The sequence below is a fragment of the Paraburkholderia panacisoli genome (assembly GCF_008369935.1).
GTDB classification, from domain to species: Bacteria; Pseudomonadota; Gammaproteobacteria; order Burkholderiales; family Burkholderiaceae; genus Paraburkholderia; species Paraburkholderia panacisoli.
Window position 1 is genome coordinate 50,406 of record NZ_VTUZ01000004.1, and the last position, 23,319, is coordinate 73,724.

Genomic DNA, 23,319 nt, shown 5'->3' on the forward strand with positions numbered 1-23,319 from the left:
GTGATGGACAAAAATCGTATCGAAGGTGCCGCGAAGCAGTTGAAGGGCTCCGTCAAGGAAGCGATGGGCAAGGTCACGGGCAATCGCGTGAAGCAGGCCGAAGGGGCCGCTGAAAGGCTGGCCGGCACAATGCAGGCGAAGCTCGGCGAGGCGGCCGATGCGCTGCGCGGTCGCGTGAAAAGGTAGCGATCAGCGCGCCGAAAGTCGCGGCATGGTCGCGGCAATCAACATCAATGTGCATTATGCAAAGCGAAAGCGCACGAAGCGCCAGCCAGCACCGGCGCGACCGTGCTCACCCCTTCAAGGACAATCATGGCGAATTCAAACCAGCTCGACGGTATCTTCAATGAAGCGGCTGGCAAGGTGCAGGACGCGGTCGGCGACCTGACCGGCGAACTCACCATCCCGACCCCTAAGCCGCCCGTCGGCCCGCGCCTGCTCCCAGCGGCGGCTTCGAAGTGCACAATGGCCGTTCGCCAACTAATACAGATCCGCGGGTGCCCGGCCTGTTGAGAACCCTTCGATTAGGCGAACAGCCGCTCCTGTCCACAGATTGGAGGTGACCCCCCTGGAAAAATGCGATGGGTTGGAAAGTCCATATATCGACTCCAGCAGCGTGGGGAATGTTCTCACGCTCAACCATTGCAACGCTGCCTGGCCAGGCACGTCTCAAAGTTCGCGGAAACACGCCCGTGTGGAATAGATATCTGGTTCAAGATTGCGAAATCAGACTTGTGAAACCCTGCGTGAAGCGTCGACAAGCATGCGCGAATACGGATGTGAAAGTTCTGCTGTAGGCAGATCACTGGCGCCGCGCGTCTCGACAATTTCCCCTTTGAGCATGACCGCCACACGATCGCACAGATGCACCACCACACCGAGATCGTGAGTGACGAGCAGGTAGGTCAGCCCTTCCTTCTGACGCAAGTCCGAAAGCAGATTCAGAATTTCCGCTTGAACGGAGACATCCAGCGCCGAGGTCGGCTCGTCCAGAAGCAGAACACGAGGCTCGAGCACCAAGGCGCGGGCGATGGCGACGCGCTGTCGCTGGCCACCGGAAAGCTGATGCGGATAACGCTTGCGAAAGGATGCGTTCAGGCCCACCTTGCTCAGTGCTTTGTCGATGCGGGTATCGATACTATCGAGCCCGTGAATTTTCAACGGTTCTCCGAGCGCTGTTTCGATCGTATGTCTTGGGTGCAGTGATCCGAACGGGTCCTGAAAGACCATCTGCACCAGCCGGCTTCGCGCGCGATCGATCTTGCGGCCAATCCGGACCCGATTCAGCGAGATCTCTCCGTTCCAGTCCTGGTACAAACCCGCTACACAACGCAGAATCGTGCTTTTTCCGCATCCCGATTCGCCGACCAGTCCGAACACCTCACCTTCATTCACGCCAAGATTGACACCTCGTAATACAGCGTTCGCCGACGTGCCTGAGCCGAACGTGAGTTCGAGATTTCTGATATCGATCATAACCATCGGTTTTCCTAATCGGTTAGCCAGCGTGGATCACGTTCGAGCTGCGGAAGGCGCGCGCGCCGATGTTCCATACTCGGCAATGCATCCAGCAGACCACGCGTATAAGGATGCGTCGCATGATCGAGCTCTGCGGCTGCAATCGATTCGACCACTCGGCCCGCATACATGACCAGCACCCGATCGCAGAAGTCGCGCACCAGATTCAGGTCATGGCTGATGAACAGCAGACCGAGGTTGTTTTCAGTCACCAGTTCATGCAGAACGTCCAGCACCTGCAGCCTCACGGAGATGTCCAGTGCCGAGGTCGGTTCGTCCGCGATCAGCACTTCGGGCTTCGGGATGAGCATCATCGCGATCATGACGCGCTGGCCCATTCCCCCCGAGATTTCGTGCGGGTAGAGACGCGAGGCTCTCAATGGGTCGCGAATACGAACTTTCTCCAGCATCTCCAGCGCGCGCTCGTGCGCCTCTTTCGCAGTCGCACGGTGATGCGCGGAGTAGGCTTCCGCGATCTGATGTCCGATCCGCTTGACTGGATTCAGCGCGAATTTCGGGTCTTGCAGGATCATCGACATGCGTCGGCCGCGGATCGAACGCATCGTCTTTTCAGACGCGGCGAGAAGGTCGGTTTCTTCGAACCGCAGTGTGTTCGCGGAGATTCTCGCGGAGCGCGGATGCAGTCGCAGTAGCGTGCGCCCGATTGTCGATTTCCCCGATCCCGATTCGCCGACGATAGCGAGTTTCTCCGTCCCGAGTGTGAACGACACGCCCCGCACCGCGTCGAAAGTCCCTTTCTCGCTGGTGAAACTCACGCGCAGGCCGTCGACTTCGATCTTGTTGTCCACGGTGTGAGCACTAGAAATTGGCTGGTCCATCGGGTTTCCTTATTCGCTTCGCGGATCGAGCAGATCGCGCAGTCCATCGCCGAGCAGATTGAACGCAAGGCTCACGATCATGATTGCGGCGCCCGGCACAGTGACGAGCCACCAGCACTCGATCATGTAGCGGCGTCCCGCGGAGATCATCGTTCCCCACTCGGGCGACGGCGCCTGCGCGCCGAGCCCCAGGAAGCCGAGACCCGCGGCGGTGAGAATGACGGTCGCCATGTTCATCGTCAGCCGCACGATCACCGACGAGAGGCACAGTGGCCAGATGTGGCGTACGAGTATGCGAATCGGCGACGCGCCTTGCAGCTTGACCGCGGAAATGAAGTCCGCGTTTCGCAGCGACAGCGTTTCGGCTCTGGCCAACCGCGCAATCGGCGGCCACGACGTCAGGGCGATCGCAAGGACTGCGTGTTCGAGCCCCGGGCCGAGGGCGGCGACGAACGCGAGCGCCAGCACGAGACTGGGAAACGAAATGAAGATGTCGGTAATGCGCATGAAGACCGTATCGACCCAGCCGCGGAAATAGCCGGCCGCCGTGCCGACAGCGAGGCCCACCGGCCCGACGATGATCGTCACGAGGCCGACGATATACAGTGTGATGCGCGCACCGTACACGAGCCGGCTGAAGACGTCGCGACCGTACTCGTCGGTGCCGAACCAGGAATCGCCGCCCGGCGGGCGCAAGGCGCTGGATAGATCCTGCTGGAAAGGAGAATGCCGGACGATCAGCGGGGCGCAAATCGCGATGAGCGTCAGCGCGAGAACCACGAACGCGCCGGCCGTGCTGAGCGGGTTGCGACGCATACGTCGACCCAGCCGCAACAGATTGGCAAAGCGGCCTTCTGAGCCAGGCTTGGTCATGGTGGTTTGTCCACTAAGCGTCGCGGATTTGCCGGAAATTTTCATGTCTCGAACTCTATGGCGTTCAGTGTGTTCGTGGATCAAAGACGCGGTACAGGGCGTCGGTGACCAGATTCAGCGTGATGAAGACGAGGCCGACGATCAGTACGCAACCCATCACCGCATTCATGTCGCCGAGCAACAGGCTGCTGGTGAGGTACTGTCCGAAGCCGGGCCACGCAAACACGCTTTCGATCAGCACGGCGCCTTCGAGCAGCGAGCCATAGGCAAGGGCTACGATCGTGAGCAACTGAACCATGATGTTGGGAAACGCATGCCGCCAGATCACGCTGCGCTCCGATAGCCCCTTGACGCGAGCAGTCAGGATGTATTCCTGCGAAAGCTGGTTGAGCATGAAACTGCGGGTCATCCGGCTGATGTACGCCATCGAATGCAGGCCGAGGATGCAGGCAGGTAGGGCGATATGGCTGAACGCGCTGCGAAACAGGGCCCATTTGTCCTCGAGCGCGGAGTCCAGAAGCAGGAATCCGGTGAGCGGTTTGAGGTCGGCTTCGAACGCGAGGCCGACACGGCCGACGCCGCCCGACCAGCCCAGCTTCTGATAGAAGAACAGCAGTCCGAGCATGCCGACCCAGAAGATGGGTGTCGAATAGCCGAGCAGACTGAAGAGGCGAATCACGTTGTCCGTGGCGCGGCCCCGGTGCGTGGCGGCCGCGACGCCGAGCGGAACGCCGGCCAGCGTACCCAGCACGATCGCGACGGTCGCGAGTTCGACCGTCGCCGGGAACACGCGCACGATGTCCTCGATCACCGGCCGGCCAGTCAGCAGGGCGCGTCCAAGATTGCCGTGCAGCAAGTCGGACAGATAGCGCAGGTATTGGACCCAGACCGGTTTGTCGAGTCCGAGTTGAACAAAGACCTGGTGATACAGCGCCTGGTCCGCATCGGGGCCCACCACCGACAACACCGGATCGATCGGCATGACGCGACCGATCACGAAGGTCAGCGTCAGCAGGCCCAGCAACGATACGGCCACGTTGGCGAGTCGTGATAGCACCCGCGTGTGCCGGTACGACTGTTTCGTCCTCCGGCGTAGTGTTACTTCTGACATGTCTCGCTCCACTTGTTTTCGGCTGCAGTCAACTGCGTTCAGCGTTGTTTGTAGACGTCCCGCAGACGCGTGGTCCACGCCGGGCTCACGAAGTAGCCGTGGACATCCTTCGCGAGGACCACGGTATTGGTCATCTGAGAGATCGGAAAGATCGGGCCGACATCCGCGTCGTAACGCTGCTGCACCTGTTGATAAAGCCGGATCTGTTCGGCGCCGTCCCGCTCCCGTTCGGCACGTTCGATGAGCCGGTTGATCTGAGGATCGCTAAAGGAAGTCCGCCAGCCCTGGAAGTTGGTGAGCTTCGCCGACGCTGCATTGTCCGGGTTGTAGACGAGCGCGCGCAGGTTCGAGTACGGATCGGGTTCCATGCCGCCGCCGCCGCGTCCGACGACGATCTGGAAGTCGCGGTTGCGCATGGCGCCATAGACCTGATTGCCGGTGCCCGACAGAACCTCGGCCTGGATGCCGGCTTGCGCGAGTGTCGACTGAAGCGAGGTCGCAATGTTCATGAACGGCGGGTCGGCCAGTACACGGATAGTGGTTTTGAAGCCGTCCGGAAATCCGGCTTCCGCCAGCAATTTTCTGGCGGCGGCAACGTTGAGCGCGTAGCCCGGATCGGGCAGCGACGCCGGCAGTGCGGACTGCACTGGACGCTGATGGAACACGCCATAGTTCGGCATGATGGTGCGATTGATGCCGTCGTAGTCGATCAGATTGCGGATCGCTTCGCGCACACGCCGGTCGGCGAATTTCGGATCGCTCATGCTGAGCGCGACGTAGTACATCGAGCCGCTGGCAACCGTCTCGACCGCGACGTTCGGGTCATGTCTGAGCGCATTGAGATCGGGCGCCGACATACCCATTGCCACGTCGAGATCGTTTCGATCGATCATCAGTCGCAACGACTGCGATTCGGGAATGTGCCGGAGCACCACCGCGCGCAGTTTGGCAGGGCCGCGCCAGTAGCCGTCGAAACGCGTCAGCAGCATGACGTCTTCTGGCCGCCACCGCGCCAGCGCATACGCGCCCGAGCCCGCCGAATGCGTAGTGAGCCACTGCGCGCCGTGATCGCCGTTGTGTTCATGGGCGAGTACGGTCTTGCGGTCGAGCACCACGGCGCCGATCGATGTCGCCAACGTGTAGAGGACCAGGCGCGGGTCAGTGGGGCGCGGAAGATGGATGGTCAGGGTCGATGCGTCGGTGGCCTCGATGGAGCGCTCCACGTTCGCGGCGGAAAAGCCATAGGCCTTCCACGGCGAAGCGAGGGCGCGATTGATTTTCAGCGTGCGCGCCAGCGACCACGCGACGTCCTCCGCGGTCAGCGGATTGCCCAAGTGAAACTTCACGCCGCTGCGTATCCTGAAGACGATGCTGCGCCGGTCGTCGGCGATCGACCAGCTTTCGGCGATGCCGGGACGGACCTGCGTCGGATCATGCAGATCGAGTTCGACGACGTAGTCGTAGAGATTCGCGGCGACGGGCACGACGTCGTTGCCCGTCGCCGAGGCCGGATCGAGCGTCAAAACATTGTTCATGTTCATCCCGACCAGCAACTGGTCGGGCGGCGTCGCCGCCACGGCGGACCAGCCGGTTGCCAGAACCAGCATCGCGGCGAGCGCGGCGGTTTTCAACGGGTGCAACACATTCACTGCTGTCTCCTGCATGATTTCCGCTTCCGGACAATGGCTAGCCTGTGACCGGCTTTTCTTCAGCCGGTTTCAGTATGTCCGCACGGTATGCGCGCGGATATAGTCGAAGTCGATGTCCTCGCCGAGGCCAGGCGCCTGCGACAGATGAACGAAGCCGTTCTCGTCCATCGGATCGGGCAACGAGCGCAGATAGGCGGGCACTTCGTCGTAGTCGAGGAACGGATGCAGCAGGCCTCGCTCATACCAGCGGCAGTTCTTGATGGCGGCGACGACGGCCAGATTCGCGGCGCCGTTGCCGTGCACCTCGCAATCCATCCCGAACGATTCCGCCAGATGCGCCACCTTCAACGTCGGGCCGATGCCGCCGACGCCCGGCACGCCCGCGCGAAGAATGTCGCAGGCGCCGGCCATCACCCAGTCCGCACGGGTGTGATGCTTGCCTGACATCGATTCGGGGCCGATCACCGGAATGTCGAGTTGGCCCGCGAGCCACGCGTACGATGCGATGCTTTGCTCATTCATCATCTCCTCGAACCACGCGAAGTTGAGCTTTTCGAGCGCACGGCCAATGGTCAGTGCGTCGGTGCGGCTGTACCAGTGGTAGCCGTCGAGCATCAGGTCGATGTCCGGGCCGACTGCTTCGCGCACCGCCGCGCAGGCTTTCACGTCCATCTTCGGGTCGGGCGCGAACGAAACGGGCGGCATCCACGTGTGAAGTTTGATCGCCTTGTAGCCGCGTTTGACGAGTTTCTCCGCGAAGCGTGCGTAGTCCTCGGGCGTGGCGAGACCGCCTTCGAGCGTATCGCCGCACATGGTGCTGCCATAGGCGGGCACTTTGTCGCGGTAGCCGCCAATCAGCTTGTAGACGGGCTGCTGCATGGCGCGTCCCGCGAGGTCCCACAGCGCCTGTTCGACCACCGCCAACGCGCGGTCGGTCAGTTGGCCGGCGCTTCCCCTTTGCCAGTGAACGAGGTCCTGCCAGATATGCTCGCGCATGAACGGATGCTGGCCGGTCAGCGACTTGCGCACGAATGCATCGAGGAGGAACGGACGGATCACCTCGGGCGGCGCGAACGCGTGACCCGCGCTGCCGTCGTCCGCCTGCACCGTCAGCATGGCCATTTCGACCTGCTTCTGTTCGCCCGGATGCGAATGGCCGGCACTGTCTACCGAGCGGCGGGATGGGTACGTGAACACCACGCCGGAGATTTTTTCGATCTTCATGTTCTTCCTGATTTCAGTGTGTTGCTGACGAACGGCAACGCTCATAACGACTGAACCGGCGGCTGTTCGTCCATTGTTGGCAGATGCTAGAAGCGATGCCGGAAGCCGACCATCCCGACGAATTGCGAGCTGCCCGAAGACGGCGTCGAATTGGAAATGCGGCCGACCATGGCCACCGAATTCACGATATCGCCCGCGCCGGCGGGGCCAAGCGTCTGGCCCGTGGCGTGTTGATACGCTTCGAGGAAGTAGATCGTGCTTCGCTTCGAAAGGCTGTAGGTTTGTTCAAATGAAAACTGGTGAAAGCGCGCGGGGTCGGTCACACCATTGGCCGACGATGCGCGCGTATAGCTGTAGCCGGCAGCCAGAGAGATCGCCGGGTTGACCAGGTACGTCGCAATTGCACCGTAGTTGTTGAAAACCGCCGTGTCATGGAACAGCGAGCCCGCATCCGGCTGGTACTGGACGTTCGCGTAGTTCAGGCCGACGAGAAGCGGCCCGAACGTGTAATTCGCCGCTGCGGCGAGATACTGCACGGCGTGCGCGCTGACGTAGCCGGCATTGATCGGTGACTGGTCGAACGTTCCGGTGGCGTTGGTGCTGAATTTGCCCGGCGTGTCGTTGTTGGTGACCTTCAGATAGCCCACGGCGAGGGCCAACTGGTTGTAGTTGTATTTCAGGGCAGTGCTGAACGTATTGCCTGAAGGAAAGTCGCCTGCCACACCGCCGAGCGCATAGAGCGTGCTGACCTGAAGGCCCGCGATGTTCGGCGACGTATAGGTCACGGCGTTGCTTGCACGGCTGTCGACGTCGAGTTGGTCGATATCGCCGGGGTGTGCGCCGGTTGCGCCCGTCAGCGCCGGCGCCGCGCCGAGCGCGCCCACGTAAAGGAGGTAAGGCGTGTACTGCCGCCCGAGTGTCAGCGAGCCGTACCGGTCGTTGTTGACGCCAACGTAGGCGAGGCGGCTGAAGATATAACCCGCGTCGCTCATGGCCCCGTTGTTGACGTTGAAGCCGCTTTCCAGGCGGAAGAATGCCTGGTTGCCACCGCCCAGGTCCTCGCTCCCTTTGAAACCGAACTTGCTCGACTCGAGGCTGCCGCTTTTCAGATAGACGTTCGATTTGCCCTTCTGGTTGCTCGTGTAGGCGATGGCGTTGTCGACTGCGCCATAGAGCGTGAAACTGGTCTGGGCGAGTGCCGCGATTGGCGTTGCGCTCAACAACGCCGACACGACCGTGGGTACAACGACTCCTTTACGCATCTGTTCTCCTGTCTCGGTAGTTTTTGTTTGGCGCAATCAGGCGGAGGTCCCCGCCGGCTTGTTGTTGCCTGTATGACAACACCTATGAGACATCATATAACGTAAGACTGGCTCACAGCAACTTGATTGCCCGAGTATCAGGGTAAACGGCGACTAATTCGGCTAAATCTAACATAGTTGCTGTATGTCATCGTATAACATATTATGGATTTAATGATTTGTCCGGCACCCGGTAGAACAACCGCTGCGCCGTTCGACCGGGCGGCGCCTGACCTTATAATCACCGTGATGATTCAACGCACAACAACCAAGGGGATAGTGCAATGCCAACGTCGACACCGCCTGGAAGCATCAGGCGTCGGCCACGAAGTCTCGCTCAGGAAGTGCTGGATTCGCTGACGGAGCAGATCCGTTCCGGCGTACTTGCGCCGGGCGTGAAACTGCCAAGCGAATTCGAACTGACCCAGGTCCAAGGGGTGAGTAGAACCGTGATTCGAGAGGCGATCCTGCGACTGCAGGCGTCGGGGCTGGTCGAAACACGCAAGGGGATTGGCACTTTCGTTCTCGAAAACGTCGCGAGCACAGTCACACTTGAGTCGGCAAGGCTGCCTGGCGGGCGCGACGTTTTTGCGATTCTCGAGCTTCGCACCTGCATCGAGACCGAAGCGGCAGGGCTTGCCGCCCTGCGCGCCGACGCGCGCGACCTCGAAAATATCTATCAAGCGCTGCAGTCGATCGAGGCTCGCGCCCGGCTCGGCGAGGACGCATCATCCGAAGATTTTCAGTTTCACATGCAGATCGCGCGTGCTACGCGCAATCTTTATCTGGTCGACGTACTTTCCCAACTCGACCCGCGCAATGCGCCGCGTGCAAACCTGGCTCCCGAACGTTATCTCTCTCGCGTGAACAATGAGCACTCGGACATCTACGAAGCCATTGCACGTGGTGAGGCCGAAGGTGCCCGCGCGGCAATGCGTATGCATCTGATCAATAGTCGCGAACGCATGCGGCGCGCGGCTACCACGTCTCGCGAGTGACGAACAGCCGCACAGATTGCAGCAAGAGCGGCGATTGACGCTCGTCCTCGATGGCGGCTCTTCAGACGCCACTCCAGTCCCTGGCTTGGCTCGTGAGTGGTCATTCGTCGAGCATGGAGGAAATGGGCGGCAAGTAGCTGCATCGACCGACGACTCGTCGGATGGCGCGGTTCAACGAACAGCCGCTGTCAGCAGTCGAGCCGCCGTCTAAATGTCGGCGCAAACCTGCCGATGAGCGACTGCAGTTGGCCGGCTTCCAGCCTCCACTCACCTCGCCGTCACGAACGCTTCTTGCAAGCTCCGGGTGGCGGCGCTCCGCCCTTCAAGCTGCCCTGCGCGCCTGCCGCGCAGCGGCCAGCGTGCCGCGCAGCCCTTCGAGCGAGTAGAGCGCGAGCGCCACCCAGATTGCGCCGTAGCCGATCGCGCGCACCGACCCGAACGGCTCGCCGTAGATCAGCACGCCGGTGAGGAGCTGGAGCGTGGGCGTCACGTACTGGATCAGGCCGAGCATCGAGAGCGGGATGCGTCGCGCCGCGGCCGCGAAGAGCAGCAGCGGCACGGCCGTGATAGGCCCGGCGGCGACCAGCAGCAGTTGCAGCCCGAGCGACGCATGCGTGAAATGGCTCGCGCCGGCCATGCCGATCATCATCAGATAGATGATCGCCACGGGAAAGAGCAGCACCGTTTCAAGCGCGAGACCTTCGAGTGCGCCGAGCTTTGCAGTCTTGCGCAAGAGGCCATAGCCGCCGAACGTCAGCGCGAGCGCGAGGCTGATCCACGGCGGCGCGCCGTTTTGCCAGGTGAGCCAGGCCACGCCGAGCGCGGCAAGCGCCACCGCGCACCATTGCAGCGGGCGCATCCGCTCGTGCAGGAAGACGAAGCCGAACAGCACGTTGATAAGCGGATTGATGAAGTACCCGAGGCTCGCCTCGACGATATGCCCCGCGTTCACGGCCCAGATGTAGATGCCCCAGTTGGCCGAGAGCAGCACGGCACTCGCGGCGAAGCGTGCGACGAGGCGCCTGTTGCGCAGCGCGGGGCGCAGCCACGCCCAGTGGTGGCGCGCGAGGAGCACGGCGAGGATGAACACGAGCGACCACGCCATGCGGTGGGCGAGCATCTCGAGGGCGGGAATCTGGTGGAGCGTCTTGAAGTAGACGGGAAAGAGCCCCCAGATGACGAAGGCGGAAAAGGCGTAGACGATGCCGGGATTCATGGTTCGTTGTAGTTGGTTGGCCGGTGTGCGTGGTCCGTGCGAGGCGGCGCCGCTGGTAAAAAATTTCGCGCAGATTTCACCCGACCCTGCGCCGATGGGCCGGTTTTGCGACAGTAGCTGATTTTGGCCGCCAGCCTTTGCCGCTGTCCAGCCTGACGCGACGCTCACGATGAACGGTAGGCCCGCGCAGGAGATAGCCGCGTCATGCGCGAGGCCGGCAGCCCCGACCCGGTCTTCTAAACGAGAAAGCCGCGCCAGCAGCGCGATTTGCGAGGTATCGTCAACTTGTTCGGCGGAGGTGGCGTGGTCGGCTTGGCATCACACGTACACGTGCCGGCCTCAATCGTTACGTGCAGTCCCGCTAAAAGCGCATCGTCGCCAAAAAGGGCGCCTACGCCTTTACAGCAATTGAACGGTAGTTTGCCGGGTAGCCGACATCCGAGCGACCTGGACATGCGGCGGGTCAGTGGCGCCTCCTGGACGTCGCCGTAAGCCGCCGTCCAAAAACATTGGTCCACGCCATCGGCAGCTTTGTGGTGTCATCGTCGAGCGGGTGAAACCGGCCAACTCCAGCCGCTCGCGTGAGCGCCAAGACAGACATTCAAACGTCAATTTCCACCAGGAAGCGGTCTTTCGGGCTCGCATTGACAATGACGTCGTCAAGCGTTTGCAGATCTCATATAGCCAATAGCGCCGGGAAACTATCTCAGGCATGGCCCTGTCGACTGCCGAACCTGCAATAGCGCATGCACCTCGTGTCCATGTTGCGGTCTTTTGCCGTCGAGCGCGTCGAGCAGGTGCTGCGCCGCGAGGCGTCCGATCTCCGCGGTGTCGACGCGCATCGTTGTCAGCGCAGGACGTACCTCTTTCGCGATCGCGAGATCGTCGAAACCCGTCACGGACAATTCATCGGGAATCCCGATACCCAGTTCCTCCGCTTCGCGCAACACGCCAAACGCGATGTGATCGTTGCCGCAGATGATCGCACTCGGGCGCTCCCCCGGCGATTGCCAGATCGAGCGCAGGCAGCGCCGCCCGAAGCCGATCGTCGATTCACCCTCGAGCAGGTGCTCCGGCCGCACGGCGAGGCCGTGGCGTTCGAGCGCCGAGCGGATGCCGGCAATGCGCGCCTGTACGCGATCGTTGTCGCGCGTTGGCTGGATGCAGACGGCGAACGAGCGATGTCCGAGGCCGATCAGATGTTCGGTGATCTCCGCGTAGGCCGCGCGATTGTCGAAGCCGATGCAGTTGTGCTGGCTGCCCTCGCGATACGCATACGTAACCGCGTAAGGCACGCGATAGAGCTGCAACGCATCGAACAGTTCGGGCGGATGCGCTTCGCCCACGATGGCCATCGCCTCGACGCCGCGCGCGAGCATCGCGCGCACCTGCACGATCGCCTGCGCGGGATCATAGTTTGAGCAGCCGAGCACGAGCGTGATGTCGCGCGCTGCGAACGCCGCCTGCATACCACTCACCTGCGAGGCGAACACCTGATCGTCGAGCGTCGGAATGATGAAGCCAGCAATGTGGCTGCGCGTGGACGCGAGGGCACGTCCCGCCGCATTCGGAAACCAGTTGAGCGTGAGCGCCGCTTGCTCGACACGTTCGCGGACGGTCGCGGAGACCTTGTCCGGTTCGTTGTAGACCCGCGATACGGTCGCCGTCGATACACCCGCCAGCCTCGCGACATCGGAAAGCACGGTGCGGCCCGTGTTGCGGCGGGTGCGGCTGGTCGGGGGCCGGGCGGCGTCCGGCGTATCGAAGGAGTCGGGCATCGGGTTATGAAGCAGAGGGCGAGTCGGGAACGCCCGCCATCTTACTCTCGCGAGCAGGAGCGAAGAGTGAGCGAATCGGCGCCGTCGGCGGGGACGTTCCGGTCATGGCGAAAGCCTCGCGGCACAAGCCCGCGAACCTAGCGGCTCGCGCCGAGCGCGGCGATGCGCGAGCGGAAGTGTTCGGTGCCGGCGACGATCTTGTCGAGCACCGCATCGAGCGCCCAGAAGCGTTCGCGCACGTCGTAGTCGATCGCGCGGCAGCGAATCGACTCGAACGTGCCGATGCGCTGATGGTAGATCTTCGCGAGCGCCGGATAACCGAGCGCCTCGGATACGGCGGCGAGCACGAGAAACGTCGCCAGCTCCTGCGCGAGTGTCGGGTCTTGTGCTGCGTGATTGCGCAGCCAGTTGTACAGATCGGGGTGGAAGTTCGTGAACACCCCGTTAAAGCCTGCCGATCCGGCTTTCATCGCATCCCATGCGATTGCCGCGTTGGCATTCAGGATCTTCAGCGGCGAACCCTGCGCCAACGCCACACGCCGTTTGACCGTATCGAGATCGCAACTCACGTCCTTCAGCATGATGAAGCGGCCGGTATCGATGCACATCTTCAGCTCTTCATCGGAGAGAAGCCGCCGGTACGGCGCCGGGCATTCGTAGAGACCGAGCGGAATGTCCGACGGCAGCCGCGTGAGCAGCCGCTTGAGATTCGCCGCGAACACCTCGGTTCCTTCGCGCTTCGGGTCGAGCCGGTTCGTCACGAGCACGATGCCCTGGGCGCCGGTCGCCGCGGCGACATTGAGCTCTTCGGCCTGGGCGTCGGGGTCGTCGCTGATATGGCCTGAGACCACGACCGGAATGCGACCCGCCACTTTGTCGACGACGAACCGTCCCAGTGCGCCGCGTTCGGCCAGGCTCAGGAACTGCATCTCGCTCGACTGCGCGACGGCGAACAGCGCATCCGAGCCGTGGGCGATGTACCACTCGATCAGGCGTTCGAGCCCGGCATAGTCGATCGCGCCGTCAGCGTCGAACGGGGTCAGCATGACGGGGACGATGCCTTCGATTGAAGTGGCGGATTGCTGCGAGGTCATCATGGTTGTCTCTCGAAAGGGTGCGTTGAATCAAAGGCGCGCGATGTGATCACGCCGTGGCTTGAGCAGCTTCGGCGCCGGCCGATGAGTCATCGATCGGCTTGCGTACGAACAGCAGGTAGCTCATCGCGCCGACAAACGCGATGGCCGCCGCTGTCAATAGCGCGGGTACGAAGGACCAGGTCTGCGCGATGTAGCCCGTCAGGATCGGCGCGAGGGCGCCGCCCAGAAAGCCGCCGAAATTCTGGATTGCGCCGAGCGAGCCGACGCGATTGGGCGGCGCGGCGGCGGTCGCCAGCGCCCACGAACTGGCGGACGCGGCGTTGGCGAGAAAGATCACCACCGAAATGCAGACGATCGCGAGCGTATTGCTCTCGACGAGCGCAGCCGGAATCGTGAACGCGACCATGCCGAGCATCGCGAGCACCACCGCATTGCGGCGGCTCGCGACCGGGCTCGAACTGCGGCTCGTGATCAGATCGGAAAACCAGCCGGCCGTGAGCGAGCCGAGGAAGCCGCAGAAGAAAGGCACCGATGCCGCGACGCCCGTGTGCATCAGGCTCATGTGGCGTTCCATCGTCAGGTAGCCCGGCAGCCAGGTGAGGTAGACCCAGTTGAGGTACACCGAACCGAAGAAGCCGATCAGCATGCCCCACGTCGTGCCGTGCGAAAACAGCGAGCGCCAGTCGGCGAAGGTGAGCGACGGCGCCGGTTTGCGGTCCGCTTCGTCGCCTTCGAGATAGCGTCGCTCGGCTTCGGTCATCGTCGCCTTGGCCGGATCGCGATACACCGCGAGCCACACGACTGCCACGATCATGCCCGCAATGCCGGTGACGATGAATGCCCAGCGCCAGTGAAACTGCACGACGATGATCGACAGACAAAGCGGCGCGAGCGCCGTGCCGAGCGGGGACGCGGAATTGAAGATGCCGGTCGGCTTGCCACGCGCGCGCAGCGGAAACCAGTTGCTGACGACCCGTGCCGCCGACGGAAACTGCGGCGCCTCGCCGATGCCCAGCACGATCCGCGCAAGGATGAACCAGCCGAAGGTCGAAACGAAACCGCCGGCCGCCTGTGCGAGCGACCAGACGATCAGACCGATGCCGAGCAGCTTGCGCGGCCCGATACGGTCGACGAGCCCGCCCACCGGCAACTGGAACAACGCGTAGCTCCACGAGAACGCGGACAGCAGAAGCCCCATTTCCCCGAGCGACAGACCCAGGTCATGGCGAATCAGCGGATTGGCGACGGCGAGCGTCCCACGGTCCAGATAGTTGACGATGCCGCTCACCATCAGCAGCGTGAGCGCGACGATCTGCGCGCGGCGAATTTTCGGCGGGGCCTGCTCCTGGCTCGGGGTTGCGCTCATGATCGTTGTCTCCGTTTTCATGTCTGCGATTGATGTGAGTAGGCCGCGCCGATGCGATGTCAGGCGGCCGGAAGTTGCGCGTCCAGTTCGGCGCGCGTCGGAATGGAGGTCTGTGCCCCTTTACGCATTACGCTCAACGCAGCGGCGCGCTGGCCGAAGGCGATTGCATCGCACAGCGGTGCGCCGCGCACGCGGGCCGCTGCGAAGCCACCGGCGAAGGTATCGCCGGCGGCGGTCGTGTCCACCGCGTCCACGCGCGGGGCCGCCATATGGCCTTCGCCCTCGGGACCCGCGTACCAGGCCCCGCCCGCGCCGAGCGTCACGATGACGGTGTGCGCGCCCTTGGCCCGCAGCGCGTTCGCGGCGCGGCAGGCGGTGGCGGCGTCGCTGACGGCTACGCCCGCTAGCACCTGCGCTTCGGTCTCGTTGACGATCAGGACATCGATTTGCGCATACAGGTCATCCGGCAACGGTTGCGCGGGCGCCGGATTCAGAAGCACTGGCGTGCCGTGGCGCGCGGCGGTATCGATTGCACGGCGGACCGCGCCAAGCGGCACCTCAAGCTGGCAGATCAGCATGCCGGCATGTGCGATCAGTTCGCCGGCCGCGTCGACTAGCTCGGGCGTGAGCCGAGCGTTCGCGCCAGGTGCGACGACGATCGTGTTCGCGCCGTCGGCGGCGACAGTAATCATGGCAATACCACTCGATGTGGCGGGTATACGCTGAACGTGCGCTGTGTCGATGCGATCGCTCGTCAGCGCGTCGCGCAGGGTGGCGCCGAAGGCGTCGTCGCCGACGCAGCCGACCATCGCCACCGATGCGCCGAGGCGTGCTGCCGCAATCGCCTGATTGGCTCCCTTGCCGCCGGCGCAGGTCTCGAACCCGCTGCCCAGCAGCGTTTCGCCGGAAGCCGGCAGACCGGCCGCGCGCACGACGAGATCCATGTTGGCGCTGCCGACAACGACGATGTTTCCTCGAACATGTTCTTCTCGGCCGTCGAGAGGATCAGCATTATTCAATTAAGTCTCCACAAGCTACGTTAGCGCTTACATTTCGGGTGCGTCGGCACACGTTTTACGCCACTTCTGGGCATATTAGAACTACCTGCTAAATGATAGCGCTTACATTTTGCATCGCGCCACCGTGAGGTGCAAGTATGAGAGCCCGCCTGGCGGGTAAACACCGATCATTGGTGTCCGAACGCCCGCGTCTCCTTTGGTGGTGATGCGCTCGCGTGTGCCGCTCAGCCTGGATAGCGTCAAGCAGGACGTCCGGTTTACCGACAAACATCTATGGCCGCTCGGCCGAGGTGATTGTCGCTGTGTCAGGGGGTATGGTGGGCGCCCGGTGGCGGTATTCATCACGCCACCGAAACGGCGGTGTGGATTTGGGGCCAAGGTGACGGGTTTCCAGCCGCCGCACTCTGTGTCACATACTATGGAGGATTTGCCGAATTCTTGAGCGTTCGTGGAAGACGGGTCGGCGGCCCAGGCGAACCTTCAATTTGCACATCGACCGCGTCGTCCGAATCTCAACGCGCAGTGCAGCCCATTCTCAGATGATTTCAAGACGCAGCCGACCAGAGCACCATATCGCATGGCGCCTGCCAAATTGCTAGCCCTTTTTCACTGAGCGCCTGGGAGCAGACTCCTCATCAGCGTCTCGTGACGTTGACGGCTACGATTTCGTATCCGGGGTCGGCATGCTCGTTCCCGACCTTATTCGCTTCCTCATACGAGAGAAAGGACGTAGCTTCTTTTATCTCCGGTGCCAAGCCGATATCGCCGTCCTCTGCGGTGCAGAGGAACTTCTCGCCGGTCTTCACGACGTAGACGGTCGTCATGTCTCCCTCCATGGCGTTCAGGGGAACTTCCAGTCTAGCAGGCCGGAAGGTTTGCACACGGTTCGCTGAGTCGTTTCGTTTCCGTAACGTCCTCGCGAGAGGCGTTCAGCCCGCCAATTTTCTGTGCGTCATTCCATGATTCTGTCCGCAACCCGACAGTCAAATTGATGTGCCGTCATCCTTGCGACGAACGCCAGTTAACTGGCGGGGAGATACTCTGGCAAATCCGGTTTTCGACGATTCAAGCATCCCCTGTCGTAGCGGTTCAGTCACATGCCATCCGCGGCGCCCTAAAGGCAAAGCTCGGCGATAGAAGCGGAGTCGCTCCGAACCAAGGGCGAAGGACGCTTGATAGCAGGACGCCGCACCCCATTTACCTCTCGTGAACAAACGTACCCGCCGCCCTTTGCAGCCTCACTGGCCCTTTCCACCGAGTCGCGATGTCGCTGGTCGCTCCTTCGGCGATCTCATCGCGCTTCAATATTGTGGCGCGGAGGCGTGGCTCTGGCGATGCCGGTGTGGCGGCCATGTGACTGCCGCGCTGAAGACGGTGGAGGGCGGTAGCGTGCGTGATTGCGGCTGCCGTGAGCAGCGTCGCGTGTGGCGGTCGCGACCGGGCTCACCTGCGCTCAAGAGCGGCGAGGTTTTCGGCCAGCTGACGACGGAGCGGTACGCTGGCGATGGATTGTGGGTTTGCCGGTGCGACTGCGGTGGTGAGGCGACAGTGAGCGCCGGGCGCCTGCGAACGGGGAAGGCGCGCTCATGCGGCAGTTGCCTCGTCGCTTCGACCGACCGGGTGGCATAGCCCGCCTAGCCTGATTGCGCGATTGCCGTGAATAACTCCGTACTGCCGAACGACTGGAGCTGGCCCGACAGCCGCCTGATGAGTCCGGGCATGAGCCGAATACCCGCGCCGTCACGCGCGCATGCCCGAAAAATAAAAAAGGCCCGCGCGAGGCGGGCCGGAATCCATGTGGAGACATGGAGGAGACAGGGCCAGTATAAACCCTGATCCGGTCTTCTGCACGCCCCGGGGTGGGAACGCCGCGCCAGACCCGGCCGGCGGCACCGCGGCGGGATAAGGCGGCGGCGACGTGCGGAAGGCGGGCGTGCCGCGTGGCACGGTCTTGAAGGCGGCCGCAGCGGCGCGTTTGCCATGATAAGCGGCGTTATCTTGGCTCACCGGCAATATAAGGTCGCCGGTCTTGGGCGCGTGTCAACCTCATGAAACTCGCGGCTGGATCCTTTGCCACGGGCTTCTCCGGCCTAAGTTGACATCCGCTGACCAGGAGAAGACCTGATGGTGAACTGCGTGAGCGCGAGCAGCCACAGGAGGCGGCGCTCGTGTCGGCTGCTGATTGAGTACATGGATCGATTCCTTATAGTTGTTGTTCGAAGTGCGATTGCCCGTGTGACCTGTCCTGCCCGCGCCGCTTGCGCGGCTCGCGCTGTTCGATGCGTGAGCGCCCGTCGGCCCCCGCGCGGTGCGCAACCCCGACTGCCGGCAGCGGGCAGACGTTCACTCGTCAAGCGTTTCGTGGACTGCCTCGGCGCCCTGTTTCCAGTAGCTCGCCGCGCGAATCCGCGACTTGTCGACGCCACGTTCCCCAACCAGATGATGACGCACCGCGCGCATCGTCGCGGATTCGCCCGCGGCCCACACATAGCCTTCGCCGTCTTCTGGCAGGTAGATGTCGCGGACCGCCTGCAACAGCGCCGCCCCGCGCTGATCCGCTTCGCTGCGATAGCACCAGACCAGATGCAGTTCGGCCTGCGTGGTGAATTCGATGCGCGCCGACGGATCGGCCACTTCGATCACGGCGGCGACGCGCGCGCCAGCCGGCAGTTCTTCGAGGCGGCGGGCGATAGCCGGCAGCGCGGTATCGTCGCCGACCAGCAGATGCCAGTCGAAAGCGGTCGGGATCATCAGCGAGCCGCGCGGGCCGCCGACGCCGAGATACTGACCCACCTTGGCTTGCGCCGCCCAGTTCGCGGCGGGGCCCGCTTCGTGCATTGCGAATTCGATGTCCAGCTCGAGTGCGTCGCGATCGAAGCGGCGCGGCGTGAAATCGCGCGCGGTAGGACGCGGCTGGCCGGCGGCGAACACCGGACCGTTGGGGCCGGCTTCGGGCAGCACCGGCTTGTCCGCGCCGGGCTCCGGGAAAAACACCTTCATGTGGTCGTCGAACGAGGCGGACACGAAGTCGTGCAGATCGTCGCCCGTGAAAGTCACGCGAATCAGGTGCGGGCTCAGCGTGCGCACCTGCTTGACTTGCAGCAGGCGGAACTTCAGCGGATGACGCACGCGTTGGACTGCCAGATCGGGGCGGTTGTCGTTGGTCGGCATAAGGGTAGGGCTCCTGTTGGGTTCGTCGGCGCGCCGGGCGCGCTCGTGGGCGTCCCGCGCATGCAAAGGCAGGCAAGGGCGCAGGGTGTGAGTTCAGGCGGTCGGCTCGCTGTTGGCATCGTTGCCGGCGTCGTCCGCTTTGTCTCCGCCTTCGATTTCTCGCGCCGCGCGCATCAGAATCGCGGCAATGCGGCGCTGTTCGGCGGCCGGCGCGTTGTCACGGCGCAGCAGCGCATGCTTCAGCGTGCGGCGCGCTTCGTTCAACTCGGGCAGCCAGCCGCCTTCGCTGATATCGGCCGGCTCCTCGCCGGCGAACGCGCGGCGCACCGAATCCATCTTGCGTGCGATGTGACTCAGACGCGCCAGCATCAGTTCGACGCGTTCGCGGTTGGCTGCCAGACGGTCGCGGCCCGCTTGCGCCAGTTCGTAGCGCTTGCGGTTGCCTTCGAGTTGCACGGTCACGTAGCCCAGCTCTTCCAGATAGGTGAGCGCCGGATAGACCATGCCCGGGCTCGGGCTATAGAAACCGTTCGAGCGCGTTTCGAGCGCCTTGATCAGCTCGTAGCCGTGGCTCGGCTGGGCGTCGATTATCGACAGCAATAGCAGTTGCAGGTCGTCCGAGCTGAACTTGCGGCCGCGCGGGAAGCCTTCGCCATCGCCGCCGAAACCGCCCGGGCCGCCGCCGAAACGTCCGCCACGGCCACCGCCGTGCGGGTCGTGATGACGGCCGATCGCGTGCAGCGCGAAGCGGCCGTGGCCGTGATGCGCTTCACGGCCGTGGTTGCGCGGGTCCGCCTGGAAGTCGCGGCGGCCCAGGCGGCCATGGCGGCCTTCGCGGGCCGGAGCGTCGCCCTGAAACTCGCGTTGGCCTCGACGGCCCGCTTCATAGCCGGCGAACTCGCGGCGCTCGCCGCGTGGCTGGCCGTTGCCGTGGAACCCACGCGAGTCGTCGCGCTCGCCGTGACGACGCTCGAATTTCGCGCGGCCGCGCTCGCCGTGAAACGCCTGACGGCGTGCGAAAGCGTGCCAGAGCGCATGGAGCGATGCGCGCTCGTGGTCTGTGTTGAAACCATCGTCCACGCTACGCGGATGGGAAAACCGATATGGGTGACGCACTCTGGGTACTCCCGTGAATGTCTTAAGATGTATCTTAAGATATATATCTTAAGATAGTTTGTCAAACTACTTTTGCGAACGTACATCGCAACTAACCGTCTTAAAATGCCATTTAGTCATTAAACAAATGACATTCATGCTCTCGTGAAATTGAGTGGAAACGTCGAGAATGCCTTCCAACGCGGCATTCGCCGTTATCGCGGAGAGCAGATCATGTTTGCAATTACCGGTGTGACGGGGCAGGTGGGCGGCGCCGCGGCTCGCGCGTTACTCGATGCGGGGCATGCGGTGCACGCCGTGCTGCGCGACGAAAGCAAGGCCGCGCCTTGGGCCGCGCGTGGCGCGGAGGTGGCGATCGCATCGTTCGACGACGCCGACGCGCTCGCCGCCGCGTTTGGCGGCGCAGAAGGCGTGTTCGTGATGGTCCCGCCGAACTTCGCGCCGCAGCCGGGCTATCCGAATGCGCAGGCGACGGCGGCCGTGCTGAAGGAGGCGTTGACGAAAGCGAGGCCGCAGCGGGTGGTGGCGTTATCGTCAGTTGGCGGGCAGCGGGAGTCGGGGCTCGGTCTCATCACGCAGGTGCATATTCTCGAAGCCGCGCTCGCGGATCTGCCGATTCCGACCGCATTTCTGCGGCCCGCGTGGTTCATGGAGAACTCGCTGTGGGACATCGCGCCCGCTCGCGAAACCGGCGTGATGCCGAGCTTTCTGCAACCGCTCGAGCGCGCGTATCCGATGGTCGCGACCGCGGATATCGGCCGCGTGGTCGCGGATACGCTCGTGCAAGCGTGGCAGGGGCGTCGCGTGATCGAGATCGAAGGTCCGCAGCGTTATACGCAGCATGAGATTGCAGCGTTGCTCGGCGGTGTGCTCGGGCGTCGGGTGAAGGCTCAGGCGGTGCCGCGAGAGCAGTGGGAAGCGCTGTTCCAGGCGCAGGGCACCGCGTGGCCGGCGCCGCGCATCGAAATGATCGACGGCTTCAATTCGGGGTGGATCGATTTTGAACGCGCAGACAACGAGCGCGTGATCGGCGCGACCGCTTATCAGAGTGTGCTGGCGGAGTTGGCCGCGCGCGCGGGATGAACGAAGGGCGGTGGTGCGGCGGGCGAGGGCGGCCTTTGCCGACACTCGGGCATTGTTGCGATACCTGCGCAAATCGGGCTTTAATGCGATCTGCAGTCCCGTTGAAGTTGAAAGCCGCGCGCAGGGGATGGCGGGCTCGCCCGAAGCGACCACGCGCAGGGTCCTCGACGGAGCCGAACGAACGAGGCAGGTGTGCTGTTCGCGATTTTTTTGAGGCCTCCTGTCCGTCAGCATGCGGACCGCGCGTCATTGTGATGGCGGCCCGATGTAATTCACCCGCCTCAACCCCATGACGGAGGCTCATATGTAATACCTGTTGATGATCTATTCAGAAGAAAACGCCTGGAACCGGATGAGCGACAGCGAGCGGCAGCAAGGAGTCGCCGCGTATCAGGCGTACACCGAATCGTTGCAAAAAGCGCAGGTTCTGGTGGGCGCCAACCGGCTGCAGCACACGAACACGGCTACCACGGTGCGGCTCGTCGACGGCAAGCCGCAGGTACTTGATGGACCGTTTTCCGATTCGAAGGAGCAACTCGCCGGCTACTACCTGATCGACGTGCCCAACCTGGACGCGGCGATTGCGTGGGCGTCACGTTGCCCCGGCGCGGCGCACGGCCTCATGGAAGTGCGCCCGGTCTGGACTGCCCCGTACGATGCGCCATCTGCTGCATGAGTCCGTACGGCTGCGGCGGTGACGCTGACGGCGCCGCGCGTTCGATTGCCGAGACGGTCGCCCGTCGCAGCTACGGCAAGCTCGTCGCGCTGCTGGCGATGCGCACGCGCGACGTCGCGGCAGCCGAGGACGCGCTGGCCGACGCGTTTGCGGCCGCGCTCGCGGACTGGCCGGAGCGTGGCTGCCCCGCGAATCCCGAAGCCTGGCTGATGACGGTCGCACGCCGCCGGGCGATCGACGGCGCGCGCCATCGCCGCGTCGGCGACGAAGTGACAAACCAGCTCACGATCCTCGCCGACGAGATCGACGAGCGTGAAACCGGCGCATTGCCCGACAGGCGGCTTGCGCTGCTGTTCGCGTGCACGCACCCTGCGCTCGAGGCGGCGATTCGCACGCCGCTGATGCTGCAGGTGGTGCTGGGGCTCGAAGCGAAGACGATTGCCTCCGCGTTCCTGATGTCGCCCGCCGCGATGAGCAAGCGCCTCGTGCGAGCGAAGAACAAGATCCGCGAAGCGGGCATTCCGTTCAGCGTGCCCGAGCGCGAGGAGTTGCCCGGCCGGCTCGCGGCGGTGCTGGAAGCGGCCTATGCGGTGTACGCGGAAGGGTGGACCGACCCGGTCGGCGGCGATACCGGGAGACGCGATCTCACCGGTGAGGCACTTTTTCTTGCACAACTGCTCGTCGAACTGCTGCCCGAGGAGCCAGAGGCGCTTGGTCTGCTCGCGCTGATGCTGTATGCGCAGGCGCGTTGCGACGCGCGCCGCGATGCGGCCGGCGACTATGTGCCGCTGTCGGCTCAGGATCCGGCGACATGGAACGCGCCGATGATCGACGCCGCCGACGCACTGCTGCGGCGCGCGAACGCTTTCAACACAATCGGACGCTTTCAGCTCGAGGCCGCGCTGCAGTCGGCGCACGTGCACCGTTGCCGCACGCACCGCCCGAACTGGGACGAGATCGTACAGCTCTATGATGCGCTGCTCGCGATTGCCGCGTCGCCGGTGGTCGCGGTGAACCGCGCTCTCGCGCTGGCGGAACGGGACGGTCCGCAGGCGGCGCTCGACGCGCTCGAGCCGTATGCGGACGATCCGCGGCTGGCCGACTACCAGCCGTACTGGGCCGCGCGCGCCGATGTGCTCGCGCGTGCCGGCGCGACGGCCGAAGCGCTCGGCGCGTACGATCTCGCGATCGGACTCGAGCGCGATCCGGCGGTGCGCCGGTTCCTGCAGCGCAAGCGCATGGAGCTGTCATCCGCGAGGAATTAGATTGGCGCCTTGCATTTGC

At 63.5% G+C, this 23,319-nt stretch carries 21 protein-coding genes; 6 read left to right on the top strand and 15 right to left on the bottom strand.

The window, feature by feature from the left end; genetic code table 11:
- Positions 1–3 precede the first annotated feature (3 nt).
- Positions 4–186 (top strand): CsbD family protein, encoded by a 183-nt coding sequence (locus FVF58_RS07155; protein ID WP_149669209.1) that lies wholly within the window; start codon positions 4–6, stop codon positions 184–186.
- 126 nt (positions 187–312) lie between these two features.
- Positions 313–513, top strand: a complete 201-nt coding sequence (locus FVF58_RS07160) for a CsbD family protein (protein WP_149669210.1) — start codon at positions 313–315, stop codon at positions 511–513.
- Between the two features lie 213 nt (positions 514–726).
- On the opposite strand, the gene FVF58_RS07165 is transcribed toward FVF58_RS07160, so the two are convergent.
- From FVF58_RS07165 to FVF58_RS07195, 7 genes are all read right to left on the bottom strand, one after another.
- Complete coding sequence (locus FVF58_RS07165; protein ID WP_223191135.1) at positions 727–1,476, bottom strand: ABC transporter ATP-binding protein; 750 nt, start codon at positions 1,474–1,476, stop codon at positions 727–729.
- Positions 1,477–1,490: 14 nt separating this feature from the next.
- Entirely contained in the window at positions 1,491–2,357 is an 867-nt protein-coding gene (locus FVF58_RS07170; RefSeq protein ID WP_149669212.1) for an ABC transporter ATP-binding protein, read from the bottom strand.
- Between the two features lie 9 nt (positions 2,358–2,366).
- Positions 2,367–3,230, bottom strand: a complete 864-nt coding sequence (locus tag FVF58_RS07175) for an ABC transporter permease (protein ID WP_425468931.1) — start codon at positions 3,228–3,230, stop codon at positions 2,367–2,369.
- Positions 3,231–3,294: 64 nt separating this feature from the next.
- Positions 3,295–4,341: an ABC transporter permease gene (locus FVF58_RS07180; RefSeq protein ID WP_149669214.1), complete on the bottom strand. Its 1,047-nt coding sequence runs from the start codon at positions 4,339–4,341 to the stop codon at positions 3,295–3,297.
- 38 nt (positions 4,342–4,379) lie between these two features.
- Positions 4,380–5,990, bottom strand: coding sequence for an ABC transporter substrate-binding protein (locus FVF58_RS07185; RefSeq protein WP_246216970.1), 1,611 nt, complete (start codon positions 5,988–5,990; stop codon positions 4,380–4,382).
- Between the two features lie 69 nt (positions 5,991–6,059).
- Positions 6,060–7,214: a mandelate racemase family protein gene (locus FVF58_RS07190; protein WP_149669216.1), complete on the bottom strand. Its 1,155-nt coding sequence runs from the start codon at positions 7,212–7,214 to the stop codon at positions 6,060–6,062.
- Positions 7,215–7,300: 86 nt separating this feature from the next.
- Positions 7,301–8,476, bottom strand: coding sequence for a porin (locus FVF58_RS07195; RefSeq protein ID WP_149669217.1), 1,176 nt, complete (start codon positions 8,474–8,476; stop codon positions 7,301–7,303).
- Positions 8,477–8,799: 323 nt separating this feature from the next.
- On the opposite strand from FVF58_RS07195, the gene FVF58_RS07200 reads away from it, so the two are divergent.
- Positions 8,800–9,513, top strand: coding sequence for a FadR/GntR family transcriptional regulator (locus tag FVF58_RS07200; protein WP_149669218.1), 714 nt, complete (start codon positions 8,800–8,802; stop codon positions 9,511–9,513).
- Between the two features lie 322 nt (positions 9,514–9,835).
- Here FVF58_RS07200 and rarD read toward each other — a convergent pair whose 3' ends face one another.
- From rarD to FVF58_RS07240, 8 genes are all read right to left on the bottom strand, one after another.
- Positions 9,836–10,729 (bottom strand): EamA family transporter RarD, encoded by an 894-nt coding sequence (gene rarD, locus FVF58_RS07205; protein WP_149669219.1) that lies wholly within the window; start codon positions 10,727–10,729, stop codon positions 9,836–9,838.
- Positions 10,730–11,430: 701 nt separating this feature from the next.
- Positions 11,431–12,507: a LacI family DNA-binding transcriptional regulator gene (locus FVF58_RS07210; protein WP_188130736.1), complete on the bottom strand. Its 1,077-nt coding sequence runs from the start codon at positions 12,505–12,507 to the stop codon at positions 11,431–11,433.
- Positions 12,508–12,644: 137 nt separating this feature from the next.
- Positions 12,645–13,604 carry a dihydrodipicolinate synthase family protein gene (locus tag FVF58_RS07215; protein WP_149669220.1) on the bottom strand — a complete coding sequence of 320 codons (960 nt, stop codon included), beginning with the start codon at positions 13,602–13,604 and terminating at the stop codon, positions 12,645–12,647.
- Between the two features lie 46 nt (positions 13,605–13,650).
- On the bottom strand, positions 13,651–14,970 hold the full coding sequence (locus FVF58_RS07220; protein WP_149669221.1) for an MFS transporter: 1,320 nt from the start codon (positions 14,968–14,970) through the stop codon (positions 13,651–13,653).
- A gap of 59 nt (positions 14,971–15,029) precedes the next feature.
- The gene (gene rbsK / locus FVF58_RS07225; RefSeq protein WP_149669484.1) at positions 15,030–15,938 is read right to left on the bottom strand and encodes a ribokinase; all 909 of its coding nucleotides are present in this window, start codon (positions 15,936–15,938) and stop codon (positions 15,030–15,032) included.
- A gap of 686 nt (positions 15,939–16,624) precedes the next feature.
- On the bottom strand, positions 16,625–16,813 hold the full coding sequence (locus FVF58_RS07230; protein WP_149669222.1) for a hypothetical protein: 189 nt from the start codon (positions 16,811–16,813) through the stop codon (positions 16,625–16,627).
- Between the two features lie 1,519 nt (positions 16,814–18,332).
- Positions 18,333–19,160, bottom strand: a complete 828-nt coding sequence (locus FVF58_RS07235; protein WP_149669223.1) for a siderophore-interacting protein — start codon at positions 19,158–19,160, stop codon at positions 18,333–18,335.
- Positions 19,161–19,253: 93 nt separating this feature from the next.
- Positions 19,254–19,976 carry a PadR family transcriptional regulator gene (locus tag FVF58_RS07240; protein WP_246216983.1) on the bottom strand — a complete coding sequence of 241 codons (723 nt, stop codon included), beginning with the start codon at positions 19,974–19,976 and terminating at the stop codon, positions 19,254–19,256.
- Positions 19,977–20,489: 513 nt separating this feature from the next.
- Here FVF58_RS07240 and FVF58_RS07245 point away from each other — a divergent pair.
- The 3 genes from FVF58_RS07245 to FVF58_RS07255 all read left to right on the top strand — a co-directional run bounded on the left by FVF58_RS07245 (position 20,490) and on the right by FVF58_RS07255 (position 23,300).
- The gene (locus FVF58_RS07245) at positions 20,490–21,359 is read left to right on the top strand and encodes an NmrA family NAD(P)-binding protein (protein ID WP_149669224.1); all 870 of its coding nucleotides are present in this window, start codon (positions 20,490–20,492) and stop codon (positions 21,357–21,359) included.
- Positions 21,360–21,678: 319 nt separating this feature from the next.
- On the top strand, positions 21,679–22,035 hold the full coding sequence (locus FVF58_RS07250; protein WP_246216971.1) for a YciI family protein: 357 nt from the start codon (positions 21,679–21,681) through the stop codon (positions 22,033–22,035).
- Positions 22,032–23,300, top strand: coding sequence for an RNA polymerase sigma factor (locus FVF58_RS07255; RefSeq protein ID WP_149669225.1), 1,269 nt, complete (start codon positions 22,032–22,034; stop codon positions 23,298–23,300). Before FVF58_RS07250 ends, FVF58_RS07255 begins: the two co-directional genes overlap by 4 nt.
- Positions 23,301–23,319: the final 19 nt, after the last annotated feature.